Annotated in this window: 2 protein-coding genes; both read left to right on the top strand. The window is 71.0% G+C overall.

The features are described from left to right. Positions 1 to 30 precede the first annotated feature (30 nt). On the top strand, positions 31 to 20,952 hold the full coding sequence (locus ACZ6YV_RS01120; protein ID WP_465507731.1) for a type I polyketide synthase: 20,922 nt from the start codon (positions 31 to 33) through the stop codon (positions 20,950 to 20,952). 28 nt (positions 20,953 to 20,980) lie between these two features. Next, positions 20,981 to 26,383: a type I polyketide synthase gene (locus tag ACZ6YV_RS01115; protein WP_465507730.1), complete on the top strand. Its 5,403-nt coding sequence runs from the start codon at positions 20,981 to 20,983 to the stop codon at positions 26,381 to 26,383. The last annotated feature ends 168 nt before the right edge of the window (positions 26,384 to 26,551 follow it).

Below are 26,551 nucleotides of genomic sequence, written 5' to 3'. Positions count from 1 at the left end.
CCCGATCGCTTCGAGGGCGGAAGAATTTCGATGGAAAACGAGCAGAAGCTTCTCAACTACCTCAAGCGTGCGACCGCTGACCTGCGTGACGCGCATCGGCGGCTGCGGGAGGTCGAAGAACAGCAGCAGGAGCCGATCGCGATCGTCGGCATCGGGTGCCGCTTCCCCGGCGGGGTGCGCTCGCCGGAGGATCTGTGGCGCCTACTGGAAACCGGGCAGGACGCGATCGGCGGCTTCCCCGCCGACCGGGGCTGGGACCTGGACAACCTGTACGACCCCGACCCGGGTGCCACGGGCACGTTCCACGCCCGTGGCGGCGGGTTTCTCTACGACGCGGCCGAGTTCGATCCGGGGTTCTTCGGGATTTCGCCGCGTGAGGCGCTGGCGATGGATCCGCAGCAGCGGTTGCTGCTGGAGACCACGTGGGAGGCCTTCGAGCGCGCGGGGATCGACGCCACGACCATGCGCGGCAGCCAGACCGGTGTGTTCGTCGGCGCGGCGGCACACGGTTACGGGGTCGGCGTGGACGCCGCGCCCGAGGGCACGCAAGGACATCTGATGACCGGCACCACGCCGAGCGTGGCGTCCGGCCGGATCGCGTACTCGCTGGGGCTGGAAGGCCCCGCGATCACCGTGGACACCGCGTGCTCGTCCTCGCTGGTGGCCCTGCACCTGGCGGCGCATTCGCTCCGGCGGGGTGAATGCGACCTGGCCGTGACCGGCGGGGTCACCGTGATGGCCGGGCCGGGCACCTTCGTGGAGTTCTCCGCGCAGGGCGGGCTCGCGGGCGACGGCCGCTGCAAGGCGTTCGCCGAGGGCGCCGACGGTACCGGCTGGGGTGAGGGCGTCGGGATCCTGCTGGTCGAGCGGCTGTCGGACGCCGTGCGCAACGGCCACACCGTGCTGGCGGTGGTCCGTGGCTCCGCGGTGAACTCCGACGGCGCGTCGAACGGGCTGACCGCGCCGAACGGACCGTCTCAGCGCCGGGTGATCAAGGCGGCGCTGGCGAGCGCCGGGCTGGGACCGTCCGAAGTGGACGCTGTCGAGGCGCACGGCACCGGCACCGCGCTGGGCGACCCGATCGAGGCGCAGGCGCTGCTCGCGGCGTACGGGCAGGAACGTGAAGTGCCCCTGCTGCTGGGGTCGGTGAAGTCGAACCTCGGGCACACCCAGGCCGCCGCCGGCGTGGCCGGGGTGATCAAGATGGTCATGGCGATGCGGCACGGGGTGCTCCCCAAGACACTGCACGTGGACGCGCCGTCGTCGCATATCGACTGGTCCGCCGGAACCGTCGAGTTGCTCACCGAGGCGCGGGCATGGCCCGACGCCGGACGTCCCCGCCGCGCGGCGGTGTCCTCCTTCGGGATCAGCGGCACCAACGCGCACACGATTCTCGAGCAGGCGCCCGTCCAGGAGCAGACCCCCGAGCGCCGGGCACCCGCGGTGGTGCCGTTCGTGCTGTCCGGTAAGACGACGGCGGCGTTGCGCGACCAAGCGGCCAAGCTGGCGTCCTTTGTGGAGGACGGCGAGGCGGCGCTGACGGATGTCGCGTACTCGCTGGCGACGACGCGGTCGGCGCTGGAACGGCGTGCCGCGGTGGCCGGAGCCGACCGTGACGAACTGGTGCGGGCACTGCGGGCGCTGGCCGAGGGCCGTTCGTCCGCGGACCTGGTCGAGGGTTCCGCCGGTCGGGGCCGGTTGGCATTCCTGTTCGCTGGTCAGGGTTCGCAGCGGGTTGGTATGGGGGCGGAGCTGTATGCGGAGTTCCCTGTTTTCGCTGAGGCTTTTGATGCGGCATGCGAGTTTCTGCCGCCTTTAGGTGATCTTGGTTGTACGGAGTTCGCGCAGCCTGCGTTGTTCGCTCTTGAGGTTGCGCTTTATCGACTTGTCGAGTCGTGGGGCGTGCGCCCTGATTTCCTGCTGGGGCACTCGATCGGTGAGATCGCTGCTGCATATGTCGCCGGGGTGTTCTCTCTGGAAGACGCGGGCAGGTTGGTGTCGGCTCGTGGTCGTTTGATGCAGGCGTTGCCCGAGGGTGGCGTGATGGTCGCGATCGAGGCGACGGAAGACGAGTTCGAGCCTGACGGTGAGTTCGGGATCGCGGCGGTGAACGGCCCCAACTCGGTGGTGATTTCGGGTGCCGAGTCTGCGGTTTCCCGGATTGCGGGCGAGTTCGCGGCCAAGGGTCGTAAGACGAAGCGTCTTGAGGTGAGTCATGCGTTCCACTCGCCGTTGATGGAGCCGATGCTCGCCGAGTTCGCAGAAGTCCTTGAGGGCATCACGTTCAATGGGGCCGTGATTCCGGTGGTGTCCACTGTGTCCGGTGGGTTGGCCGCGGATCTGGCGTCGCCTGGGTATTGGCTGGAGCACGTGCGTCAGGCGGTGCGTTTCGCTGACGGTGTGAAGGCGTTGGCCGCTGAAGGTGTGACGTCGTTTGTCGAGTTGGGCCCCGATGGTGTGTTGAGCGGGCTGGCGCAGAGCTGTCTCCCCGACGCGGAGGCCCAGTTCGTGCCGCTGCTTCGCGGTGACCGGCCCGAGGTCCGCACCGCCATGACGGCGCTCGGCGCGCTGCACACCCGGGGAACCCGCATCGACTGGACGGCCCTCCTGGCGGGTGAGCGGGTCGACCTGCCCACCTACGCCTTCCAGCACGAGCGTTTCTGGCTGGAGTTCGGCGGCGGTTCCACGGCCGAAGTGCAGGACAGCGAGTTCTGGGACGCCGTCGAGCGTGCCGACGTCCGCACGCTCGCCGCCGAACTGCGGGTCGCGGGCGAGGACGAACAGTTCCTAGGCGCGTTGCTGCCCTCCTTGTCGGCCTGGCGTCAGCGGCGCCGCGAGTCCTCGGTCGTCGAGGGCTGGCGGTACCGGGCGGAGTGGGTGCCTGTGAGGGTGCCCGAAGCTCGGCCGGACGGCGAGTGGCTGGTGCTTTCGCCGGCGCCTTTGGCTGAAGGTGACGCTCTCGCCGAGCTCGGTGAGGTTGTCGTCGCCGAGAAGCCGGACCTCTCGGAGTTGTTGGTTGCTGGGCGTTTCGCCGGGGTGGTGTCCTGTTTGGACGCCGAGGCCACGCTCGCGGTGGTGCAAGCCGCCGTGGGTACCGGTGTCACGGTGTGGGCGGTGACCCGGGGTGCGGTGTCGGTCGGCCGTGACGACCGGCTGACCGCACCGGAGCAGGCGCAGGTATGGGGTCTGGGCCGGGTCGCGGCGCTGGAGCATCCCGAGGTGTGGGGTGGGCTGATCGATCTGCCCACCTCTGGAGATCCTCGGCTGTTCGGGGTGCTGGCGGGCGTCGAGGATCAGGTCGCGGTGCGGCCGTCCGGGGTGTTCGCGCGTCGTCTGGTGCGCGCTGGTGTCGTTGGCGTGGAACCGTGGGCTTTTGGTGGCACGGCGTTGGTGACCGGTGGCACCGGGGCCTTGGGTGGTCAGGTCGCGCGGTGGCTGGCCCAGCGGGGTGCCGGGCATCTGGTGCTGGTCAGCCGTCGCGGGGCGGCGTCACCGGGGGCCGAGGACCTGGCGGCGGAGTTGCGGGAACTGGGCGTCACGGTCACTTTGGCGGCCTGTGATGTGGCTGATCGTGCGGCGGTTGCCGAGCTGATCGACGGGCTCGAAGACTTGTCGGTGGTGGTGCATGCGGCTGGTGTCGCTCAGTCGACGCCGCTGGCGGACTGCTCGGTGGAGGAGTTCCGTGCGGTGGTCGCGGGCAAGGTCGCGGGTGCGGTCAATCTGCATGAGCTGACTGAGGGTCTTGACGCGTTTATCGTGTTTTCGTCGATCGCGGCGACGTGGGGTAGCGGTGGTCAGTCTGGCTACGCGGCTGGCAATGCGTTCTTGGACGCGCTCGTGGAGCAGCGTCGTGCCGATGGCCTCCCTGGTCTGTCGGTGGCGTGGGGTCCGTGGGCCGAAGCGGGCATGGCCGCGGGCGAGGCCGGTGAGCAGCTGGCGAGGCGTGGTCTGACCGCGTTGGCGCCGGGGCGGGCGTTGGCGGCGTTGGAGGGCGCGCGGCACGACACGACGGTGACCGTGGCCGATGTCGACTGGGCCCGGTTCGCGCCGGTGTTCACTTCCCGGCGGCCCAGCCCCCTGCTCACCGATCTGATCGAGGTGACTCCCGCTGTCGATGAACCGCGGGACACCAACGAACTGCGGACCAGGCTGATCGGCCGTCCCCTCGCTGACCAGCGGCGACTGCTGCTGGAGCTGGTTCGCGCCGAGGCGGCTGCCGTTCTGGGCTACTCCGGGCCGGAGGCTGTGGAGCAGGACCGTGCGTTCCGTGAGCTGGGTTTCGATTCGCTGACCGCGGTGGAACTGCGTAACCGGATGGTCCCGCTGGTCGGTCTCGATCTGCCGACCACGCTGGTCTTCGACTACCCCAACCCCCTCGCTTTGGCCGAGCACCTCCTGGGTGAACTGCTCGGTGCGCGGGAGAACGTCGTGGCCACCGGCGTGGCGGCCAGCGACGAGCCGATCGCGATCGTCGGCATGGCCTGCCGGTTCCCCGGCGGCGTGCACTCACCGGAACAGCTGTGGAGCCTGCTCGCCTCCGGCGAGGACGCTGTCGGCGGCTTCCCGGAGAACCGCGGCTGGGACCTGGAAGAGCTGTACCACCCCGAGCCGGGCAACCCCGGTACGAGCTACACCCGCGACGGCGCGTTCCTGTACGACGTCGGGGAGTTCGACGCACGTTTCTTCGGGATCTCACCGCGTGAAGCCGTGACGATGGACCCGCAGCAGCGGCTGCTGCTGGAGACCTCGTGGGAGGCCTTCGAACGCGCGGGGATCGACCCGGCGTCCGTCCGGGGAAGCCAGACTGGTGTCTTCGTCGGCTCGAACGGCCAGGACTACCTCTCGGTGCTGCTCGCCTCCTCGGATCTCGGGGACGGACACCTCGGCACCGGAGTGTCCGCGAGCGTGGTTTCCGGCAGGCTGGCTTACACGTTCGGGCTCGAGGGCCCGGCACTGACCGTCGACACGGCGTGCTCGTCTTCGCTCGTCGCCCTGCATCTGGCCGCGCAAGCTCTGCGCAACGGCGAATGCGAACTGGCGCTGGCCGGCGGCGTGACGGTGATGGCCACGCCAGGGGCCTTTGTGGACTTCAGCGCACAACGAGGCCTCGCGGCGGACGGCCGGTGCAAGCCCTTCGCCGAGGGTGCGGACGGCACCGGCTGGGGTGAAGGCGCCGGAATGCTGCTGGTCGAGCGGCTGTCGGACGCGCAGCGCAAGGGACACCGAGTGCTGGCGGTGGTGCGTGGTTCCGCGGTGAATCAGGATGGTGCCTCGAATGGTTTGACGGCGCCGAATGGTCCTTCGCAGCAGCGGGTGATTCGTGCTGCGCTGGCCAGTGCCGGATTGCGTCCGTCCGAAGTGGACGCCGTGGAAGCACACGGCACTGGTACCGCGCTGGGTGATCCCATCGAGGCGCAGGCGTTGCTGGCGACCTATGGCCAAGACCGTGAACAGCCGCTGTGGCTGGGCGCGGTGAAGTCGAACCTCGGGCACACGCAGGCCGCGGCCGGGATGGCCGGGGTGATCAAGATGGTGCTGGCCCTCCAGCACGGTGTCCTGCCGAAGACCCTGCACGTGGACTCGCCGTCGTCCCAGGTGGACTGGTCGGCCGGGGCGGTCGAACTGCTCACCGAGTCGCGGTCGTGGCCGGCGGGGGAGGCGCCGCGCCGTGCGGGTGTCTCGTCGTTCGGTATCAGCGGGACCAACGCGCACACCATCCTCGAAGAGGCACCGGAAACGCCCGCCGTGGAGTCCGCCGTGTCGCCGTCGGTCGTGCCGATGGTGCTTTCGGCGAAATCCGCCGAGGCCCTTCGAGCGCAGGCCGAACGCCTGCGGCTGCTGGTGACGGAAGGCGGCGACACCGCCGCGGTCGCCCGCTCGCTGGCCACCACCAGGTCCACCTGGGACCGCCGCGCGGCGGTCGTCGGAACGGACCACGACAGCCTGCTCGCGGGCATCGCCGCACTCGCGGCCGGGGGACAGGCTCCGGGCTTGGTCGAAGGCACGGCAGACTCCGGCAAGACCGCGTTCTTGTTCGCTGGCCAGGGTTCGCAGCGTGCCGGTATGGGGGCGGAGCTGTATGCGGAGTTCCCTGTTTTCGCGGCGGCTTTTGACGCTGCGTCAGAGTTTCTGCCGCCGTTAGGTGATCTTGGTTGTACGGAGTTCGCTCAGCCCGCGTTGTTTGCTTTGGAGGTTGCGCTTTATCGACTTGTTGAGTCGTGGGGTGTGCGTCCCGACTTTTTGCTGGGTCATTCGATCGGTGAGATCGCTGCTGCTCACGTTGCTGGGGTGTTCTCTCTGGAGGATGCGGGCAGGTTGGTGTCGGCTCGTGGTCGTTTGATGCAGGCGTTGCCCGCTGGTGGCGTGATGGTTGCGATCGAGGCGACTGAGGACGAGTTCGTGCCGACGGCGGAGTTCGGGATCGCTGCGGTGAACGGTCCGAACTCGGTGGTGATCTCCGGGGTCGAGTCCGTGGTTGTCGGTCTTGCCGAGGAGTTCGCGGCCAAGGGTCGTAAGACGAAGCGTCTTGAGGTGAGTCATGCGTTCCATTCACCGTTGATGGAGCCGATGCTCGCGGAGTTCGCCGAAGTACTCAACGAGATCACGTTCAACGCACCGGTGATTCCGGTGGTGTCCACTGTGTCCGGTGGCTCTGCCGCAGATCTGGCGTCACCGCGGTACTGGCTGGACCACGTTCGTCAGGCGGTGCGTTTCGCCGACGGCGTGAAGACGTTGGCCGCCGAGGGTGTGACGTCCTTCCTCGAACTGGGTCCCGATGGGGTGCTGAGCGGTCTGGCGCAAGGTTGCCTGCCCGACACCGAAGCCCTGTTCTCGCCGATCCTGCGTGCCGACCGGCCCGAGGTCAGCACCGCGATCACCGCCCTGAGCACGCTCCACACCCGCGGCGTCCAGGTCGACTGGGCCGCGTACTTCGGCCCCGGCGAATCGGCAGACCTGCCCACCTACGCCTTCCAGCGCGAGCACTACTGGCCGAAGATCTCCGGCCTGGTGGCCGGCGACGTGACCGGTGCCGGGCTCGGCGCGGCCGATCACCCGCTGCTCGGCGCCGCCGTGGAGCTGGCAGGCGGCGACGGCCTGGTCCTGACCGGCAGGCTCTCGGCCAGGACACACCCCTGGCTGGCGGACCACCGGGTCCAGGGCCGGGTGCTCGTACCCGGCACCGCCCTGCTGGAACTCGCGGTCGCCGCCGGTGACCGGACGGGCTGCGACTTCGTCGAGGAACTGACGTTGTCCGCGCCACTCGCACTGCCCGATTCCGGCAGCGTCCAGGTGCAGGTCGCCGTCGGCGTGGCCGACGAGACCGGACGGCGTGAGCTGTCGGTCCACTCGCGCACCGAGGGCGACTGGACGACCCACGCGATCGGTGTCCTCGCCCGCCGTGCCGTGCGACCCGATGCCGGGCTCGCGGAGTGGCCGCCGTCCGACGCGCGCCAGGTGGACGTTTCCGGTCTGTACGCCGGAATGGCGGAAGCGGGCTTCGGCTACGGCGACAGCTTCCAGGGCCTGCGAGCGGCCTGGGTCCGCGGCGACGAGATCTTCGCCGAGGTCGAGCTGCCGCGGTCCGTCCGCGACGAGGCCACCCGCTTCGGGCTGCACCCCGCCCTGCTCGACGCGGGCCTGCACGCGCTGGCCCTCCGCGCGGGCGACGGTGACGGCGGCGGCCGCGTCCCGTTCTCCTGGACCGGGTTCTCCCTGTTCGCCGTCGGTGCCGCCGCGGTCCGGGTCCGGCTGACGCCGTCCGGCGCGGACACGGTGTCGATCGAGGTCACCGACACCGAAGGCCGTCCGGTGGCGGCGGTCGACTCCCTGGTCATGCGGGCGCTGTCGGGCAACCGGAACGCCGACTCGGACGCGCTGTACCGCCTGACCTGGGAACCGATCTCCCTGCCAGCGGGCGAGACGGCACCGGTCGTGACGGTGGAGTGCGTTTCCCGGGGCCGGACGACGGCCGAGCTGGTTTCGTCGATGCTCGCGGACGTCCAGGACTGGCTGGTGGACCGCACCGCCGAGGGAACGCGGCTGATGGTCGTCACCCGTGGCGCGGTCGCGGCCGAGGCCGGGGAAGAGGTCCGTGACCTGCCCGCGGCGGCCGTCTGGGGGCTGCTTCGCACGGTGCAGGCGGAACACCCGGGACGGCTGCTCCTCGTCGACGTCGACGAAGACCCGCGCTCGGCGGAGGCACTGGCCTCCGTCCCGAACGGTGACGAACCTCAGGTCGTGATTCGTGGCGGCGAAGCGTTCGCCGCGCGATTGGGCCGGGTTTCGCGCTCCGCCGACCTGGTGCTGCCGGACGAGCGCACCTGGCGCCTCGACAGCGTCGGTAAGGGCACGTTGTCGAACCTGTCGTTGGTATCTTGGCCGCAGGCCGGGGACCCGTTGGGGGAGTTGGACGTCCGGGTCGAGGTGCGGGCGGCGGGTGTGAACTTCCGTGATGTGCTGAACGCGCTGGGCATGTATCCCGGCGATGCGGGTCTGATGGGTATCGAGGGCGCCGGGGTGGTGCTGGAGGTCGGTGCGAAGGTCACCGACCTGGTGCCCGGCGACCGCGTGATGGGACTGCTGGCGGGCGCGTTCGGCCCGATCGCGGTCACCGACTCCCGCACGGTGGCGCGGATTCCCGCCGACTGGTCCTTTGTGGACGCGGCTTCGGTACCGGTCGTCTTTCTCACGGCGTTCTACGCCCTGCGTGACTTGATGGATGTCCGTTCCGGTGAGGCAACGCTGATTCACGCGGCGGCTGGCGGGGTGGGCATGGCCGCGGTGCAGCTGGCCCGGCACTGGGGGTTGGAGGTTTTCGCGACGGCCAGTCCTGCCAAGTGGGACGCGGTTCGCGCACTGGGCGTGGCGGACGACCATTTGGCGTCGTCGCGGGACACCGGTTTCGAGGCGAAGTTCCTTGCCGCGTCCGAAGGTCGTGGCGTGGATGCGGTCCTGGACGCGTTGGCGGGTGAGTTCGTCGATGCCTCGTTGAGGTTGCTGCCGCGGGGTGGCCGGTTCGCGGAGATGGGCAAGACCGACGTTCGTGAGCCGGCACAGGTCGCGGCCGAGTTCCCCGGTGTTGCCTATCGTGCGTTTGATCTGATCGAGGCCGGTCCAGCGCGGATCGGTGAGATGCTCGCCGAGCTGGTGACGTTGTTCGAGGCCGGTGCGTTGTCGCCGTTGCCGTCTCGGGTGTGGGACGTGCGGAAGGCGCCGGAGGCGTTCCGGTTCATGTCGCAGGCCAAGCACGTGGGCAAGGTCGTGCTCAGTGTGCCGAAGCCCCTCGATGCCGCTGGAACGGTGTTGATCACCGGCGGTACCGGGAATCTGGGCGCACTGGTGGCCCGGCACCTGGTCGGTCAAGGTGCGCAGAAGCTGCTATTGGTGAGCCGTCGTGGTGTGTCGGCTCCGGGCGCGGACGAGTTGGTCGAGGAACTGACCGGTCTGGGTGCCGAGGTCTCGGTGGTCGCGTGTGACGTGGCCGATCGTGACGCGCTGGCCGGGCTGTTGTCCACTGTGGACTTGACGGCGGTGGTGCACACCGCAGGCGTGCTGGACGACGGTGTGGTCGAGTCCTTGACTGCCGATCGGGTCGCCGGGGTGCTGAGTCCGAAGGCGGACGCGGCATGGAATCTCCACGAGTTGACCAAGAACCGCGATCTGGCCGAGTTCGTGGTGTTCTCGTCCGCGTCGGGAGTGTTCGGCAATCCCGGTCAGGCGAACTACTCGGCGGCGAATGTCTTCCTGGACGCTCTCGCGGCTCATCGCCGGGCGAACGGCCTGCCCGGACTGTCGCTGGCGTGGGGCCTGTGGGACCAGGAAAACGGCGGCATGGGCGGGACCCTCAGCACCGCCGACCGCGCCAGGGTTTCCCGATCGGGCAGTGGCGCACTCAGCCCCGAACAAGGCCTCGCCCTGTTCGACGCCGCCCGCACCCGCGCCGATGCGCTTTTGGTGCCCCTGAACCTGGACCTCGGTTCTGGCCAGGCGACCGCCGCCGACGTACCCCCGCTGCTGCGCGGTCTCGTCAGGGTGATGACGCGCCGCACAGCCGCGTCCGCCGGGACGGAATCGGCCGACTCGCTCGGGCAACGGCTCGCGCTCCTGCCCGTGGCCGCTCGGACCGAGGAACTCACCCGTATCGTTCGTGACCAGGCCGCCCTCGTGCTCGGTTACGCGGACGCCGAGCACGTCGTACCGGAGTCGACCTTCCGCGAGCTGGGGTTCGACTCGCTGACCGCCATCGAGCTGCGCAACCGTCTCAACCAGGCCACCGGGCTGAAACTGCCGGCCACCCTGGTCTTCGACTACCCGACACCGCTGGTGCTCGCGGCCTTCCTCCGTGCCGAACTGGTCGACGAGGACGCCGTGACCCTCGCTCCGGCGGTCCAGAGCCGTCCCGCCGCCGACGAGCCGATCGCGATCATCGGCATCGGCTGCCGGTATCCCGGCGGAGTCAGCTCGCCCGAGGACCTGTGGGACCTGGTGACGTCCGGACGCGACGCCATCGGCGCCCTCCCGCTCGACCGCGGCTGGGACCTCGACCTCGATTCCGTCAGGGAAGGCGGGTTCCTCTACGACGCGGCCGAGTTCGATCCGGGGTTCTTCGGGATTTCGCCGCGTGAGGCACTGGCGATGGATCCGCAGCAGCGGTTGCTGCTGGAGACCACGTGGGAGGCCTTCGAACACGCCGGTCTCGACGCGGCGAACCTGCAAGGCAGCCCGACCGGCGTTTTCGTCGGCACCGCCACCCAGGGCTACGCCGTCGGTGTCTCACCGCTGCCGGACGGGGTCCGGGGACACCTGATGACCGGCACCACCCCGAGCGTGGCGTCAGGCCGGGTGGCCTACACCTTCGGGCTCGAAGGCCCGGCTGTCACGGTCGACACCGCGTGCTCCTCTTCGCTGGTGGCCCTGCATTGGGCGGCGCAGGCGCTGCGGAACGGCGAATGCGACCTCGCACTGGCCGGTGGGGTCACGGTGATGTCCGCGCCGGGCGCGTTCGTCGAATTCGACGCCCAGGGCGGTTTGTCCGCGGACGGCCGGTGCAAGGCGTTCGCCGAAGGCGCGGACGGTACCGGCTGGGGTGAGGGTGCCGGGATGCTGCTGGTGGAGCGGCTGTCCGACGCGCGGCGCAAGGGCCATCGGATCTTGGCCGTGGTGCGGGGCAGCGCGGTGAATCAGGATGGTGCGTCGAACGGTTTGACGGCGCCGAATGGTCCTTCGCAGCAGCGGGTGATCCGCGCGGCGCTGGCCAATGCCGGGTTGCGATCGTCCGATGTGGACGCAGTGGAGGCGCACGGCACCGGAACCCCTCTGGGTGACCCGATCGAGGCGCAGGCGTTGCTGGCGACTTACGGCCGGGACCGTGAACAACCGTTGTGGCTGGGTTCGGTGAAGTCGAACCTGGGGCACACTCAGGCGGCCGCCGGGGTCGCGGGCATCATCAAGATGGTCATGGCCCTGCGCCACCAGGTGCTGCCGAAGACCCTGCATGCCGGCACGCCTTCGTCCCATGTGGACTGGAGCGGGGGTGCCGTCGAGCTGCTCGACGAGTCCCGTGCGTGGCCGGAGACCGGCCGACCTCGGCGGGCGGCGGTTTCCTCGTTCGGGATCAGCGGCACCAACGCGCACACCATCATCGAGCAGGCGCCCGCCGAGGCGCCCCTGGTACCCGCGCACGGCCCCGCCGTACTGCCGTTCCTGGTGTCGGGCAAGACAGCGGCCGCGTTGCGCGCGCAGGCCGCCCGGCTGCTTCCTCTCGCGGAAAACCCGGCGGTGGCGCTGAAGGATCTGGCGTTCTCGCTGGCGACGAACCGGTCCGCGCTCGAACGGCGGGCTGTGGTGACAGGCGCCGACTTCGCCGAGCTGGCACGCGCGCTGGGCGCGCTCGCCGAGGGGCGGTCGTCCGCCGACGTGACCGAAGGCGCCACCGGCCGCGGCAAGACCGCGTTCCTGTTCACCGGTCAGGGTGCGCAGCGGGTCGGGATGGGGCGCGAACTCCATGCCGAGTTCCCCGCTTTCGCCGAAGCCTTCGACGACGCCTGTGAGTTCCTGCCGCCGCGTCTTCGCGAGGTGGTACTGAGCGAGCCGGAGCTGCTGAACCGCACGGAGTTCGCCCAGGCCGCGTTGTTCGCGGTCGAAGTGGCCCTGTACCGCCTGGTCGAGTCGTGGGGGGTGTGCCCCGACTTCCTGCTGGGGCACTCGATCGGTGAGATCGCAGCCGCCCACATCGCCGGGGTGTTCTCCCTGGAGGACGCGGGCAAACTCGTCTCGGCCCGTGGCCGGTTGATGCAGGCGCTGCCCTCGGGCGGGGCGATGTTCGCGATCGAGGCGGCGGAGGACGAGTTCGAGCCGGCCGCCGGGTTCGGGATCGCGGCTGTCAACGGTCCGTCGTCGGTCGTGGTTTCCGGGGACGAGACGGTCGTCGCCGGGGTGGCCGCCGAGTTCGCGGCCAAGGGGCGCCGGACCAAACGAGTCGAAGCGAGTCACGCTTTCCACTCGCCGCTGATGGTGCCGATGCTCGCGGAGTTCGCCGAAGTGCTGACGGGGTTGACCTTCCAGGACCCGCAGATCCCGGTGGTGTCCACTGTGTCCGGTGAGCTCACCGGGGACCTCGCTTCACCGCGGTACTGGCTGGACCACGTGCGTCAAGCGGTGCGTTTCGCCGACGGCGTGCGGACGCTGGCAGAGCAGGGAGTGACGTCGTTCGTCGAACTGGGCCCCGACGGGGTCCTGACGGCGATGGCGCAGGGCTGCCTGCCCGGGACGGACGCCCTGTTCGTGCCGATGCTCCGTGCCGACCGGCCCGAGGTCCGGACAGTCATCACCGCGCTGGGCGCGTTGCACACGCGGGGTGTCGCGGTGGACTGGTCCGCGTTGCTGAGCGGGAACCGCGTCGACCTGCCCACGTATGCCTTCCAGCGGGAGCGGTACTGGGTCACGCCCGCGCGGACCGCCGGTGCCACCCGCTCGGACGAAGTCGATGCGGCGTTCTGGGACGCGGTGGAACGTGAAGACCTGGAGTCGGTAGCCGCCGAACTGGCGATCGACCACGAACCGGCCCTGGACACCGTGGTGTCTTCGTTGTCGGCGTGGCGGCGGAAGCGCCGTGAGTCCTCTGTGGTCGATGGCTGGCGCTATCGGGCGGAGTGGGTTCCGGTGCGGGTGCCTGATGCCCGGCCGGAGGGCGAGTGGTTGGTGCTTTCGCCGGAGCCCCTGGCTGAAGGTGATGTTCTCGCTGGTCTTGGTGAGGTTGTCGTCGCCGAGAAGCCGGACCTCTCGGAGTTGCTGGTGCCTGGCCGTTTCGCTGGTGTGGTGTCCTGTTTGGACGCTGCGTCGACGTTGCTGGTGATCCAGGCGGCGGTGGGTACGGGCTCGAAGGTGTGGGCGGTGACCCGGGGCGCGGTCTCGGTCGGCGGGTCGGATCGCTTGTGGGCGCCGGAACAGGCGCAGATGTGGGGTCTGGGCCGGGTCGCGGCGCTGGAGCATCCCGAGGTGTGGGGCGGGCTGATCGACCTGCCCGCTGCCGGTGACGACCGGGTGCTGGGCCTGTTGACCGGTTCCGAGGATCAGGTCGCGGTGCGGCCGTCGGGTGTGTTCGCGCGACGTTTGGTGCGGGCGGATGCGGCCGGTCAGGAACCGTGGGCCTTGAACGGTACGGCGCTGGTGACCGGTGGCACGGGTGCGCTGGGTGCACAGGTGGCGCGGTGGCTGGTTGAGCGGGGTGTCGAGCATCTGGTCCTGGCGAGTCGTCGTGGGGCGGCGTCGCCGGGTGCGGAGGACCTTGCCGCGGAGTTGCGGGAGTCGGGCGTCGCGGTGACGGTGGCGGCCTGTGACGTGGCTGATCGCGCGGCCGTGGCCGAGCTGATCGACGGTCTCACGGATCTGTCGGTGGTGGTGCACGCGGCTGGCGTCGCGCAGTCGACCCCCCTGGCGGACTGCGGCGAGGAAGAGTTCCGCGCGGTGGTCGAGAGCAAGGTCGCCGGTGCGATCAACCTGCACGAACTGACCGACGGTCTTGACGCGTTCATCGTGTTCTCATCGATCGCGGCGACGTGGGGTAGCGGTGGTCAGTCTGGCTACGCGGCTGGCAATGCGTTCTTGGATGCGCTCGTCGAGCAGCGTCGTGCCGATGGCCTCCCTGGTCTGTCGGTGGCGTGGGGTCCGTGGGCCGAAGCGGGGATGGCCGCGGGTGAAGCGGGCGAGCAGCTGGCCAAACGTGGTTTGACCGCGTTAGCGCCGCAACGGGCGTTGGCGGCGTTGGAAGGCGCGCAGCACGACACCACGGTCACCGTGGCTGACGTGGACTGGGCCCGGTTCGCGCCGGTGTTCACCTCCAGGCGGCCCAGCCCCCTGCTCACCGAACTGTTCGAGGTCGAGGACACCGCCGACGAGCCCGCCGGGGCGGGTTCGGCCGAGCTGCGCGAGAAACTGGCCGGGCTCGCCCCGGCCGTCCGGCGGCAAACGGTCCTGAACCTGGTCCGTGCCGAGGCGGCGACCGTGCTGGGCTACTCCGGGCCGGAGGCCGTGGAGCAGGACCGCGCCTTCCGTGAGCTGGGTTTCGACTCCCTGACCGCGGTGGAACTGCGCAACCGGATGGTCCCGCTGGTCGGGCTCGACCTGCCGACCACGCTGGTCTTCGACTACCCCAACCCCCTCGCACTGGCCGAGCACCTGCTCGCCGAGCTGACCGGTGTCCACACCGCGATCACCACGGCCACCGTGGTGGCCGCCGCCGACGAGCCGATCGCGATCGTCGGCATGGCCTGCCGGTTCCCCGGCGGCGCGCACTCACCGGAACAGCTGTGGGAACTGCTGTCGGAAAGCCGCGACGCGGTCGGGCCGTTCCCCGGCGACCGCGGCTGGGACCTGGCCGAGCTGTACCACCCCGAGCCGGGCAAACCCGGCACGAGTTACACCCGCGACGGCGCGTTCCTCTACGACGTCGGGGAATTCGATCCCCAGTTCTTCGGGATCTCCCCGCGTGAGGCGCTGGCGATGGACCCGCAGCAGCGGCTCCTGCTGGAGACCTCGTGGGAGGCCTTCGAACGAGCCGGTCTCGACCCGGCCGAGTTCCGGGGCAGCCGGACCGGGGTGTTCGTCGGCTCGAACGGTCAGGACTACCTTTCGGTGCTGCTCGCCTCGTCGGACCTCGGCGAAGGACAGTTGGGTACCGGGGTCTCGGCGAGTGTGGTCTCGGGCAGGCTGGCTTACACGTTCGGGCTCGAAGGCCCGGCCGTCACCGTGGACACCGCCTGTTCCTCTTCGCTGGTCGCGATCCATCTCGCCGTGCAGGCACTGCGCAACGGCGAGTGCGACATGGCGCTGGCCGGCGGCGTGACCGTGATGTCCACGCCCGGGGCGTTCCTGGACTTCAGTGCCCAGCGCGGACTGTCGGCGGACGGCCGGTGCAAGGCGTTCGCCGAGGGCGCCGACGGCACCGGCTGGGGCGAAGGCGCCGGAATCCTGCTGGTGGAACGGCTGTCCGAGGCCACCCGCCAGGGCCATCAGGTGCTGGCCGTGGTGCGGGGCAGCGCGGTCAACTCCGACGGCGCGTCCAACGGGCTCACCGCGCCGAACGGTCTCTCCCAGCAACGGGTGATCCGGGCCGCGCTGGCCAACGCCGGGCTCGGGACGTCCGATGTGGACGTCGTCGAGGCACACGGCACAGGCACCACACTCGGCGACCCGATCGAAGCCCAGGCACTCAACGCGACCTACGGGAAGGATCGCGATCGCCCGTTGTGGCTGGGTTCGGTGAAGTCGAACCTCGGACACACCCAGGCGGCGGCAGGCGTCGCCGGAGTGATGAAGATGGTGCTGGCGCTGCGGCACGGTCTGCTGCCGCGAACCCTTCACATCGACACGCCATCGTCCCATGTGGACTGGACCGCCGGGGCCGTCGAACTGCTGACCGAAGCCCGTGAGTGGCCGGAGCGCGAGTCGGCGCGGCGAGCGGGTATCTCCGCGTTCGGCATGAGCGGCACCAACGCCCACCTCATCCTGGAGCAGGCGCCCGCGTCCGTGCCTGCCGATGTCGTCCCGGTGTCGGTCACGCCGTGGGTGCTTTCGGGCAAGTCGCCGGAGGCGGTGGAAGCGTTCGCCGGTCGGCTCGCCGGATATGCCGCTGATACCGCGGGTGTGGCGGCGGGATTGGTGCGTCGTTCGACGTTCGGACATCGCGCGGTCCTGGTGGGTGAGGATCAGGCCGGTTTGGCTGCCGCGCTGGCGGCGGGTGACGAGCCCGCTGGTGTCGTTCGGGGTTCTGGCTCCGGTGTCGATCGTGTGGTGTTTGTGTTCCCTGGACAGGGTTCGCAGTGGCTTGGCATGGCCTCGGCTCTGTTGCAGGAGAGCCAGGTCTTTGCTTCGCGGATGGCGGAGTGCAACAGTGCCTTGAGGTCCTTTGTGGACTGGTCGTTGTCCGATGTATTGGACGACGAGGCCGCTTTGAGCCGGGTTGATGTTGTGCAGCCGGTGCTGTGGTCGGTGATGGTGTCGCTGGCCGCGGTGTGGCAGTCGCTCGGTGTGGTTCCGTCAGCGGTGGTCGGTCACTCCCAAGGTGAGATCGCCGCAGCCGTGGTGTCAGGTGGCTTGAGCCTGGAAGACGGGGCTCGGGTGGTGGCGTTGCGGAGTCAGGCCATCGCCGCCGAGCTTGCTGGTTTGGGTGGAATGCTGTCGGTGGCAGCTCCGGTGACCGAGGTCGATGAGGGTGTGTCGATCGCCGCGGTGAACGGCCCGAACGCGGTCGTGCTGTCCGGTGACCCTGAAGCGCTGGCGAAAGCGAAGGCCCGGTACGAGGCCGAAGGTGTCAGGGCTCGGCTCGTGGCGGTGGACTACGCGTCGCATTCAGCTCATGTCGAGCGGATCGAGGCGGAGCTCGCTGAGCTGCTGGCGCCGGTGACCCCGCGCAAGGGTGAGATCCCGTTCTATTCCACTGTGGACTCCCAATGGCTGGACACCTCTGAGCTGACGGGTGGCTACTGGTACCGGAATCTGCGGCAGACTGTCCGGTTCGCGGACGCGGTGGAAGAACTGGCCGAAGAAGGCTTGCAGATGTTCGTCGAGGTCAGTGCCCATCCGGTGTTGACGATGGCGATCGAGGACACGGTCGACCTCCCCGTGGTGGGCACGCTCCGCCGCGATGAGGGCGGGCTGCGAAGGTTCCTGCTGTCGGCAGGCGAAGTGTTCTGCCACGGCGCCCACATCGACTGGCACGCACTCCTGGGCAAGGCCGGGACGGCCCCCGAAGACCTGCCCACCTACGCGTTCCAGCACGAACGCTACTGGCCTCGGGCGGACGCGTCCTCCGGCGGAGACGTCACCACCGCCGGACTCGGCGCCACCGACCACCCGATGCTCGGCGCCACTTTGGACTTCGCGGGCGGCGACGAAGTGGTGCTCACCGCCAGGCTGTCGGTCTCGGCGTCACCGTGGCTGGCCGAGCACGTGGTCTCGGGGCAGGTGTTCCTGCCGGGCACCGCTTTCGTCGAACTGGCGGTACAAGCGGGCGACAGGGTGGGTTGTGCCAGGGTCGACGAGGTGACGATCGAGGCGCCGCTGGTGCTGCCCGCGACCGGCGGGATCCAGCTGCAGCTGGTCGTCGGTACACCGGACGAAGGGGGCACCCGCGAGCTGGTCTTCTACTCCCGTGAAGCGGACGGCGAGCCGTGGACACGGCACGCTTCGGGCGCCGTATCGCCCGAATCCGGCGAGCCGGACGAGCCCGGCGACCTCCGCGAGTGGCCACCCGCGAAGGCAGTCGCCGTGGACATCGAGGGCCTCTACGAAGGCCTCGCCTCGGCAGGGCTGGCTTACGGTCCGGTGTTCCGCGGGCTCACGGCGGTCTGGGAACGCGACGCCGAGGTGTTCGCCGAGGTGGAACTGCCCCGTGACGAGTCCGCCGAGGCCGCGCGGTTCGGGCTGCACCCGGCACTGCTCGACGCCGGTCTCCACGCACTGGGCGCGGTGAAGTTCGGCGGTGGCGGGGCGTACCTGCCGTTCTCCTGGACCGGCGTGACCCTGCACGCGACCGGTGCGCGGTCGCTGCGCGTCCGGCTGACTCGCCACGACGGCGACAGCGTGTCGATCTTCGCCGCGGACGGCGCGGGCGACCCGGTGGCGGCGGTCGAGTCCCTGGCCCTGCGGCCCGCCGGCGCGGCGGGCACCGTGCGGGCGAAGAACCTCTTCCTGGTCGGCTGGGACGACGTCGCGCTGCCGTCCGCCGAACTGCTGGACCTACCGGAACTGCGGGACGTCAAGCCGGACCAGCGCCCGGAAACGGTGGTGCTGCACTGGCTTCCCGGCACCGACGGCCCGCACTCCGCCGCGCACCGCGTGCTGGCCGTGGTGCAGGACTGGCTGGGAGACGACCGATTCACGGACTCCCGGCTGGTCATCGTCACCCGCGGGGCGATCGCCACCGCGCCAGGCGAAGACGTGCCGAACGCCGACGCGGCCGTGGTGTGGGGGCTGGTGCGCTCCGCGCAGTCGGAGAACCCCGGCCGGTTCGTGCTCGCCGACCTCGGCGGTCCCGAAGACCTCGACAAGCTGCCGTCCGCGCTCGGCAGCGGTGAACCGCAGTTCGCGTTGCGCGACGGGCGGCTTCGGGTGCCGAGGCTGGTTTCCGCGGACCGATCCACCGCGTTGACACCGCCCGCCGGGGAGCCGCACTGGCACCTCGACCTCACGGGCCGGGGCACGCTGGAGAACCTGGCCCTGCTGCCCTCTCCGATCGCGGCGGCCGAGCTCGGCGAAGGAGAGGTGCGGCTGGAGGTCCGGGCGTCCGGGGTCAACTTCCGCGACGTGCTGATCGCGCTCGGCATGTACCCCGACGAGGTGCCGCTGGGCAACGAGGGCGCGGGCGTCGTCCTCGAAGTCGGGCCCGGGGTCACCGGGCTCGCTCCCGGCGACAGGGTGCTGGGGGTGTTCGCCGGGGGTGTCGGCCCGGTCGCCGTCGCCGACGGCAGGCTGCTGGCGAAGCTGCCCCCTGAATGGTCCTTTGTGGAGGGTGCGTCGGTGCCGGTGGTGTTCCTCACCGCCTACTACGCGCTGCGGGACTTGGCAGACCTCCGGCGCGGCGAGTCCGTGCTGGTACACGCCGCCGCGGGCGGGGTCGGCATGGCCGCCGTGCAACTCGCCCGCCACTGGGGCGCCGAGGTGTACGGCACCGCGAGCCCGGCGAAGTGGCAGGCGGTCCGGGAACTCGGTCTCGACGACGGGCATCTCGCGTCCTCGCGGGATCTCGGGTTCGAGGCGCGGTTCGCCGACGCCACCGGCGGCCGGGGGATGGACGTGGTGCTGGACTCGCTCGCCCGCGAGTTCGTCGACGCGTCGCTGCGGCTGCTGCCCAGGGGCGGGCGGTTCGTCGAGATGGGCAAGAGCGACGTCCGCGATCCGGAGCTGGTCGCCGCCGAGCACCCGGGGGTGCGCTACCGCGCCTTCGACGTGATCGAGGCGGGCGCCGAGCGGATGGGAGAGATCCTCCGCGAGGTCATGGCGCTGTTCGCCGAAGGCGTGCTGAGGCCGTTGCCCACCCGGACCTGGGACGTCCGCCGCGCCCACGAGGCGTTCCGGTTCCTGTCACAGGCCAAGCACGTCGGCAAGGTCGTGCTCACACAGCCTCGCCGTCTCGACGGGACGGCGACCGTGCTGGTCACCGGCGGCACCGGCAACCTGGGCGCGTTGGCCGCCCGGCGGCTGGTGACCGGTCACGGTGTCCGTGACCTGGTGCTGACCAGCAGGAGCGGACCGGACGCGCCGGGTGCGGCGGAACTGGTGCGCGAGCTGACCGAACTCGGCGCGCGGGTCCGGATCGTCCGCTGCGACGTGGCCGACCGGGCGGAGATCGCCGAGGTGGTCTCCGGGATCGGCACCGCGCTGGCCGGTGTGGTGCACACCGCGGGCACCCTCGACGACGGGTTGATCGGCGATCTCACCCCCGAGCGGCTCAGCGCCGTGCTCCGGTCCAAAGTGGACGGTGCGGCGCATCTGGACGAGCTGACGCGGGGGCTGGACCTGTCGTTGTTCGTGCTCTACTCCGGGGCCGCCGGGGTGTTCGGCGGGCCGGGGCAGGGCAACTACGCGGCGGCGAACGTCTGGCTGGACGCGCTGGCGCACCGGCGTCGGGCGGCGGGACTGCCGGCGACGTCCCTGGCCTGGGGGCTCTGGGCCCGGCTCGGCGGGATGACCGCGCATCTGGGCGAGGCCGAGCTCGCGCGGTTGAGCCGGGACGGTGTCGGCGGGCTGGACACCGAAGAGGGACTGGCCCTGTTCGACACCGCGCTGGCCATGGACGAGCCGCTGCTGCTGCCGATGCGGCTGGACGTGGCGGGCCTCCGGCGTCAGCGGCCGGACGACGTCGCGCATCTGCTGCGCGGCTTCACCGTCGCCACGACGTCCCGCAGGGTCGCGGGCGAAGCGAAGGAAGACAGTGGGTCCAAGCTGCTCAAACGGCTGGCCGGTCTCCCCGCGCCGGAACAGGAAGCCCTCCTGCTCGAACTGGTGCGGACCGAGGCGGCGGCCGTACTGGGCTTCCCGTCGACGGCGGCCGTGGAACCCGCGCGGGCGTTCCGCGAGCTCGGTTTCGACTCGCTGACCGGGGTCGAGCTGCGCAACCGGCTCGGCAAGGTCACCGGCGCCAAGCTGGCGCCGACGCTGGTGTTCGACCATGCCACCCCGGCGGCGCTCGCCGCGTTCCTGCGGGGCGAGCTGGCGCCGAGCGGCGCCGAGGAAGCGGCTTCGGACGTCCTCGGCGAGCTCGGGCGGCTGGAACTGGCGGTGACCGGACTCGCCGACGACGGCGAAACCACGGCGGAAGTGGCCGCCCGGCTGCGGTCCCTGCTGGCCCGCCTGACCGGGGACGAGGCGGAGAACGGCGTTTCCCGGCGGATCCAGGACGCCACGGCGGACCAGATCTTCGACCTCATCGACAACGACTTGCAGATCTCTTGATCGCACCGGCGGAGAAACGAGCACAGCCATGAGCACTGAGCAGAAACTTCTCGACTACCTGAAGCGGGTCACCGCGGACTTGCACGACACGCGCGAGCGGCTGCGGACGGCCGAGGCGGCCGCCGGGGAACCGGTCGCCGTGGTGTCCATGGCGTGCCGGTACCCGGGCGGGGCGAATTCGCCGGAGGAACTGTGGCGGCTGGTGGCGGACGAGGTCGACGCGATCACCCCGCTGCCCGCCGACCGCGGCTGGGACGCCGTCGACGGCGAAGGCGGGTTCATCGACGACGCGGGGCACTTCGACGCCGCGTTCTTCGGGATCAGCCCGCGTGAGGCGCTGACCATGGACCCGCAGCAGCGGGTCTTGCTGGAACTGGCCTGGGAGGCGCTGGAGCTCGGCGGGTTCGACCCGGCGGCGCTGCGGGGCAGCCGCACCGGCGTGTTCGTCGGCGGCACCACCTCCGGTTACGGCCTCGACGGCGAGGGTGTCGCGCCGGAGGCCGAGGGCTACGTGCTCACCGGGACGGCGCCGAGCGTCCTGTCCGGCCGGGTCGCCTACACGCTGGGCCTCGAGGGCCCCGCGTTGACCATCGACACCGCCTGTTCGTCGTCCCTGGTCGCACTGCACCTGGCGATGCAGGCGCTGAGGCGCGGCGAGTGCGAGCTCGCGCTCGCCGGCGGGGTCACCGTGCTCGCCTCGCTCGCCGTGTTCGTCGACGCCAAGGGTCTCGACGCGGCCGCCGCGGAGTCACGCTGCAAGGCGTTCGGCGCGGGAGCCGACGGCACCGCCTTCGCGGAGGGGGCGGGGCTGCTGACGCTGGAACTGCTGTCCGACGCCGAGCGCAACGGCCACGAGGTGCTGGCGGTGCTGCGCGGCAGCGCGCTCAACCAGGACGGCGCCAGCAACGGGCTGACCGCGCCGAGCGTCGCCGCCCAGCAGCGGGTCATCCGCGACGCGCTCACCTCCGCCAGGCTGACGGCCTCGGACGTGGACGCGGTGGAGGCGCACGGCACCGGCACCGCGCTGGGCGACCCGATCGAGGCCACCGCCCTGCTGGCCACGCTGGGCCAGGGCCGTCCCGCCGACCGGCCGCTGCGCCTGGGCTCCATCAAGTCCAACATCGGCCACAGCCAGGCCGCCGCCGGGGTGGCCGGGGTGATCAAGATGGTGCAGGCGATGCGGCACGGCCTGGTGCCGCGGAGCCTGCACGTGACCGAGCCGACCCCGCATGTGGACTGGTCCACCGGCGCCGTTGAGGTGCTCACCGAGGCCATGCCCTGGCCCGAGACCGGCCGCCCGCGCCGAGCGGGGGTGTCCTCGTTCGGGCTCAGCGGTACGAACGCGCACCTGATCATCGAGCAGGCGCCCGCCGGTACGCCGTCACCCGTGGCCGAATCCCGCCCGGTGGCGACGGTGCCATGGGTGCTGTCGGCCAAGTCTTCGGCCGGGCTGCGCGCGCAGGCCGCCCGGCTGCGCGCGCACGTCGACGCCGAACCCGAGCTGGACCCGGCCGACGTCGGGCATTCCCTGCTGACCACGCGCAGCCGGTTCACCCATCGCGCGGTGCTGGCCGCGGACACGCTGAAGGAGTTCTCGGTCCAGCTCGGCGTACTCGCCGAGGGCGGGCGACCGGACGGCGCCGCGCAGGGGAACCCGGTGCGCGCCGGGGGCCGGACGGTGTTCGTCTTCCCCGGCCAGGGCTCGCAGTGGCCGGGCATGGGCGCGAAGCTGTACGAGGATTCCGCTGCCTTCGCCGAAAGCGTGCGGACCTGTGACGCCGCCTTCGCGTCCTATGTGGACTTCTCCGTGACAGCGGTGATCCGGGGCGACGAGGGCGCCGCCTCGACGGACCGGCTGGACGTGGTGCAGCCGGTGCTGTTCACGATGATGGTGTCGCTGGCTGAACTGTGGCGCTCCCACGGCGTCCGGCCGGACGCCGTGACCGGGCACTCGCAGGGCGAGATCGCCGCCGCGTACGTCGCCGGCGCGCTCACCCTCGACGACGCCGCCCGCATCGTCGCCTTGCGATCGCGCGCCTTGCTGGAAATCAGCGGGCAGGGCGGGATGGCGTCGGTTTCGCTCCCGCACGCCGAGGTCTCCGCCCTGATCGAACGCTGGGAAGGGCTCACCGTCGCCGCGGTGAACGGCCCGGCGTTGTGCACGGTCGCCGGGAACGTGGCTCAGCTGGAGGAACTGCTGGCCCTGTGCGAACAGCGCCGGGTGCGGTCCCGGCGCATCCCCGGCACGCCGGGCGCCGGGCACTCGCCCCAGGTCGAGGTCCTGCGGGAGCGGATCCTGCGGGAGCTGGCCCCGGTCCGCCCCCGGCAGGCCGAGGTGGCCTTCCACTCCACGGTCACCGGCGCCCGGCTCGACCCGGCGGAGCTGACCGCCGACTACTGGTACCGGAACATGCGGCAGCCGGTGCTGTTCGAACCGGCGCTGCGCGGGCTGATCTCCGACGGGTACGACCTGGTGGTCGAAGCCGCCCCGCATCCGGTGCTGCGCAACGCCGTGCACGCGATCGCCGAGCACGAGGGCGCGGAGCAGATCGCCGTCGTGGGCTCCCTGCGCCGTGAGCACGGCGGGATGCGGCAGTTCCTCGTCTCGCTCGGCGAGGCTTTCGCCGCCGGCACCGAGATCGACTGGCCGGTGGCCTTCGCGGGGACAGAACCCCGGCGGATTCCGTTGCCCACCTACGCCTTCCAGCGCCGCCGCTACTGGAACATCCGTCAGGCGGACCCGGCACCCGCCGCGGCGGATCCGGTCGGCGGCCGCTTCTGGGAACTGGTCGGCGACCAGGACCTGACCGAGCTGGCCCAGCTGATCGACGCCCCCGACCAGGAGGCGCTGGGCGCGGTACTGCCCGCGTTGTCCGGCTGGTACCGGCAACGGGCCGAACTGTCCGTTGTGGACTCATGGCGCTACCGGGTGGAGTGGCGGCCGGTCGGGCTCGGCACGAACACCCCGCTCACCGGCGACTGGCTGGTGCTCGTACCGGAGGCGCCCGATGACGACGTGGCCGCCGTGGTGCGGACACTCGGCGACCGGGGAGCCCGGGTGCACGAGCTGTCGGTGCCCGCCGGGGACCTGCGGCGCGAGACACTGGCCGCGCGCCTTTCGGAGCTGCCGAGGTTCGACGGCGTGCTGTCGCTGCTGGCCTTCGGACCGGAACGCCTGCCAGGACGCCGGGCGCTCGCCGGGCTGGTCGTCGTACAGGCACTCGGCGACGCCGGGCACACGGCCCCGCTTTGGCTCTGCACGAAGGCCGCGGTCGCGACCGGCGCCGCGGACACGGCCCCGGACCCCGGCCAGGCCACGGTGTGGGGGCTCGCGCTGAGCGCGGCGCTCGAATACCCGGGACGGTGGGGCGGGATCGCCGACCTTCCCCCGGTGCTCGGCGACCGGGTGCCCGGCCTGCTCGTGGACGTGCTCGCCGGTGCCGGTGACGAGGACCAGCTCGCCGTGCGGGCCAACGGGGTCTTCGGCCGCCGTCTGGTCCGCGCGCCCGCCGGGGACGAACCCGAGTCGCAGTGGCAGCCGCGGGGGACCGTCCTGATCACCGGTGGCACCGGCGCGCTCGGCGGGCACGTCGCGCGCTGGCTCGCGGCAGGCGGCGCCGATCACCTGGTGCTCACCAGCAGGCGGGGCCCGCAGGCACCGGGAGCCGCCGAGCTCGAAGCCGAGCTGAGCGCGTTGGGCGCCAAGGTCACCATCGTGGCCTGCGAAGCGGCCGACCGCGGCTCGCTGGCCGACCTGCTCGACGTGCTGCCGCCGTTGTCCGCCGTCGTCCACACCGCCGGGATCGCTCCCTCCGTCCCGCTCGACGAGACGACCCCGGAGCTGCTCGCCGAGGTGTTCGAAGGCAAGGTGACCGGCGCCGAACTGCTCGACGAACTCACCGCGGGCAGCCCGCTCGACGCCTTCGTGCTGTTCTCCTCGGGCGCGGGCGTATGGGGCGGGATCCGGCAGGGCGCCTACGCCGCGAGCAACGCCGCGCTCGACGCACTGGCCGAGCGCCGCCGCGCCCGCGGCCTGGCCGCGACTTCGGTCGCCTGGGGCGGCTGGGACGGCGACGGGCTCGCCGTCGGGCCGTACAGGGCCGCGATGCTGCGGCGCGGGGTCCGCCCGATGGCGCCCGAACTCGCCGTCCGCGCACTGGCACAGGCACTCGACCGCGGCGAAACCACGCTGACGGTGACCGACATGGACTGGTCGGTGTTCTCCCCGGTGTTCACCGCCACCAGGCCGAGCCGGCTGCTGGCCGAACTGACCGAAGCCGTTGCCGTGGCCGAGGAGCCCACTGAGTCCGATGCGGGCATCGCCGCCGGGCTCGCGGCGCTGCCTGCCGGTGAGCGGCTGTCCTTTGTGGTCGACCAGGTGCGGGCCGTCGTGGCCGCGGTGCTGGGCCACCCGGACGCGACCGCGGTCGAACCCGGCGCCCGCCTGCTGGAGGCCGGATTCGACTCGCTCACGGCGGTCGACCTGGCCAAGCGGCTCACCGCGGGGATCGGGCGCCCGGTGCGCTCGACCGCGGTGTTCGAGTTCGGCACCCCGGTCGAACTGGCCCGGCACCTGCTCACCCTGGTGGGAGAGCAGGCCGAGGCGACCCCGGCGCAGCCCACCGGCACGCTCAGCGCACTTTACGAGCGGGCAGGCGAACTGGGCCGGATCGACGAGTTCATCGCGCTGTTGAACACCGCGGGCACCTTCCTGCCGACGTTCGGCTGCGCGAAGGACCTGCCGTCGCTCCCGGAGGCGGTGCGGCTCGCGGAAGGGCCGGCCCCGACGCGGCTCGTATGCGTGCCGCCGTTCGTCGGCAAGACCGGCCCCCAGCAGTACTCCCGGTTCGCCGCCGAGCTCCGCGCCGAGCGAGACCTGTTCGTGTTGCCACTACTGGGTTTCCTCACCGGAGAACCACTGCCCGCCGACGCCGAAGCGCTGCTCGACGTGCACTACGCGGCCATCGAGGAGCGGGTCGGCGAGGAGCCGTTCGTCCTGGTCGGCTACTCGTCCGGCGGGGTCATCGCCCACGCGCTGGCGCGGCGGCTGGAGAACGAGGGTGTCCGCCCGGCGGCGGTGATCCTGCTGGACACCTACTCCCAGCTGGACCTCGCGACGATCGGGGACTCGATCGCCGACACCTGGCAGGGCCTGATCGACCGGGACCGCACCGCCGACGACGCCTGGGGCGAGGCCTGGCTGACCGCGATGGGCCGCTACTTCAACCTGGCGTGGACCCCGGAGCCGATCTCGGCGCCCACCCTGCTCGTGCGGGCCACCGAGCCGCTGGGCGACGGCGGACAGGCGACCTGGCCGCTGCCGCATTCCACAATGGACATCCCGGGAAACCACTTCGGGATCATGGAGAACGGCGCGGCGGACACCGCACGCGCCATCAGCGACTGGGTCGTCGCGGAACTAGAGAGCTGATTCCGCTGAAATGGCAACAGGAGGGCGACCTGCGGACAGGCTGCCCTCCTGTTGTCATCAGGAGAACCGGAGCGGACCGGGGGAGAATCCGCGCCGGAGTACAGACCCGCGTCCGGTGGGGTAACCGGGCTGGGGGGTATCCGGGAACCCACCGGACGCGGGCGTCGC

It is taken from the genome of Amycolatopsis sp. NPDC102522 (assembly GCF_055584485.1).
This window is presented reverse-complemented; position numbering and strand designations above follow the sequence as displayed.

Excerpts from the sequence above, each read along its gene's own strand:
- ACZ6YV_RS01115 (WP_465507730.1), top strand. The coding sequence starts at position 20,981 with ATGAGCACTGAGCAGAAACTTCTCGACTACCTGAAGCGGGTCACCGCG.
- ACZ6YV_RS01120 (WP_465507731.1), top strand. The coding sequence starts at position 31 with ATGGAAAACGAGCAGAAGCTTCTCAACTACCTCAAGCGTGCGACCGCT.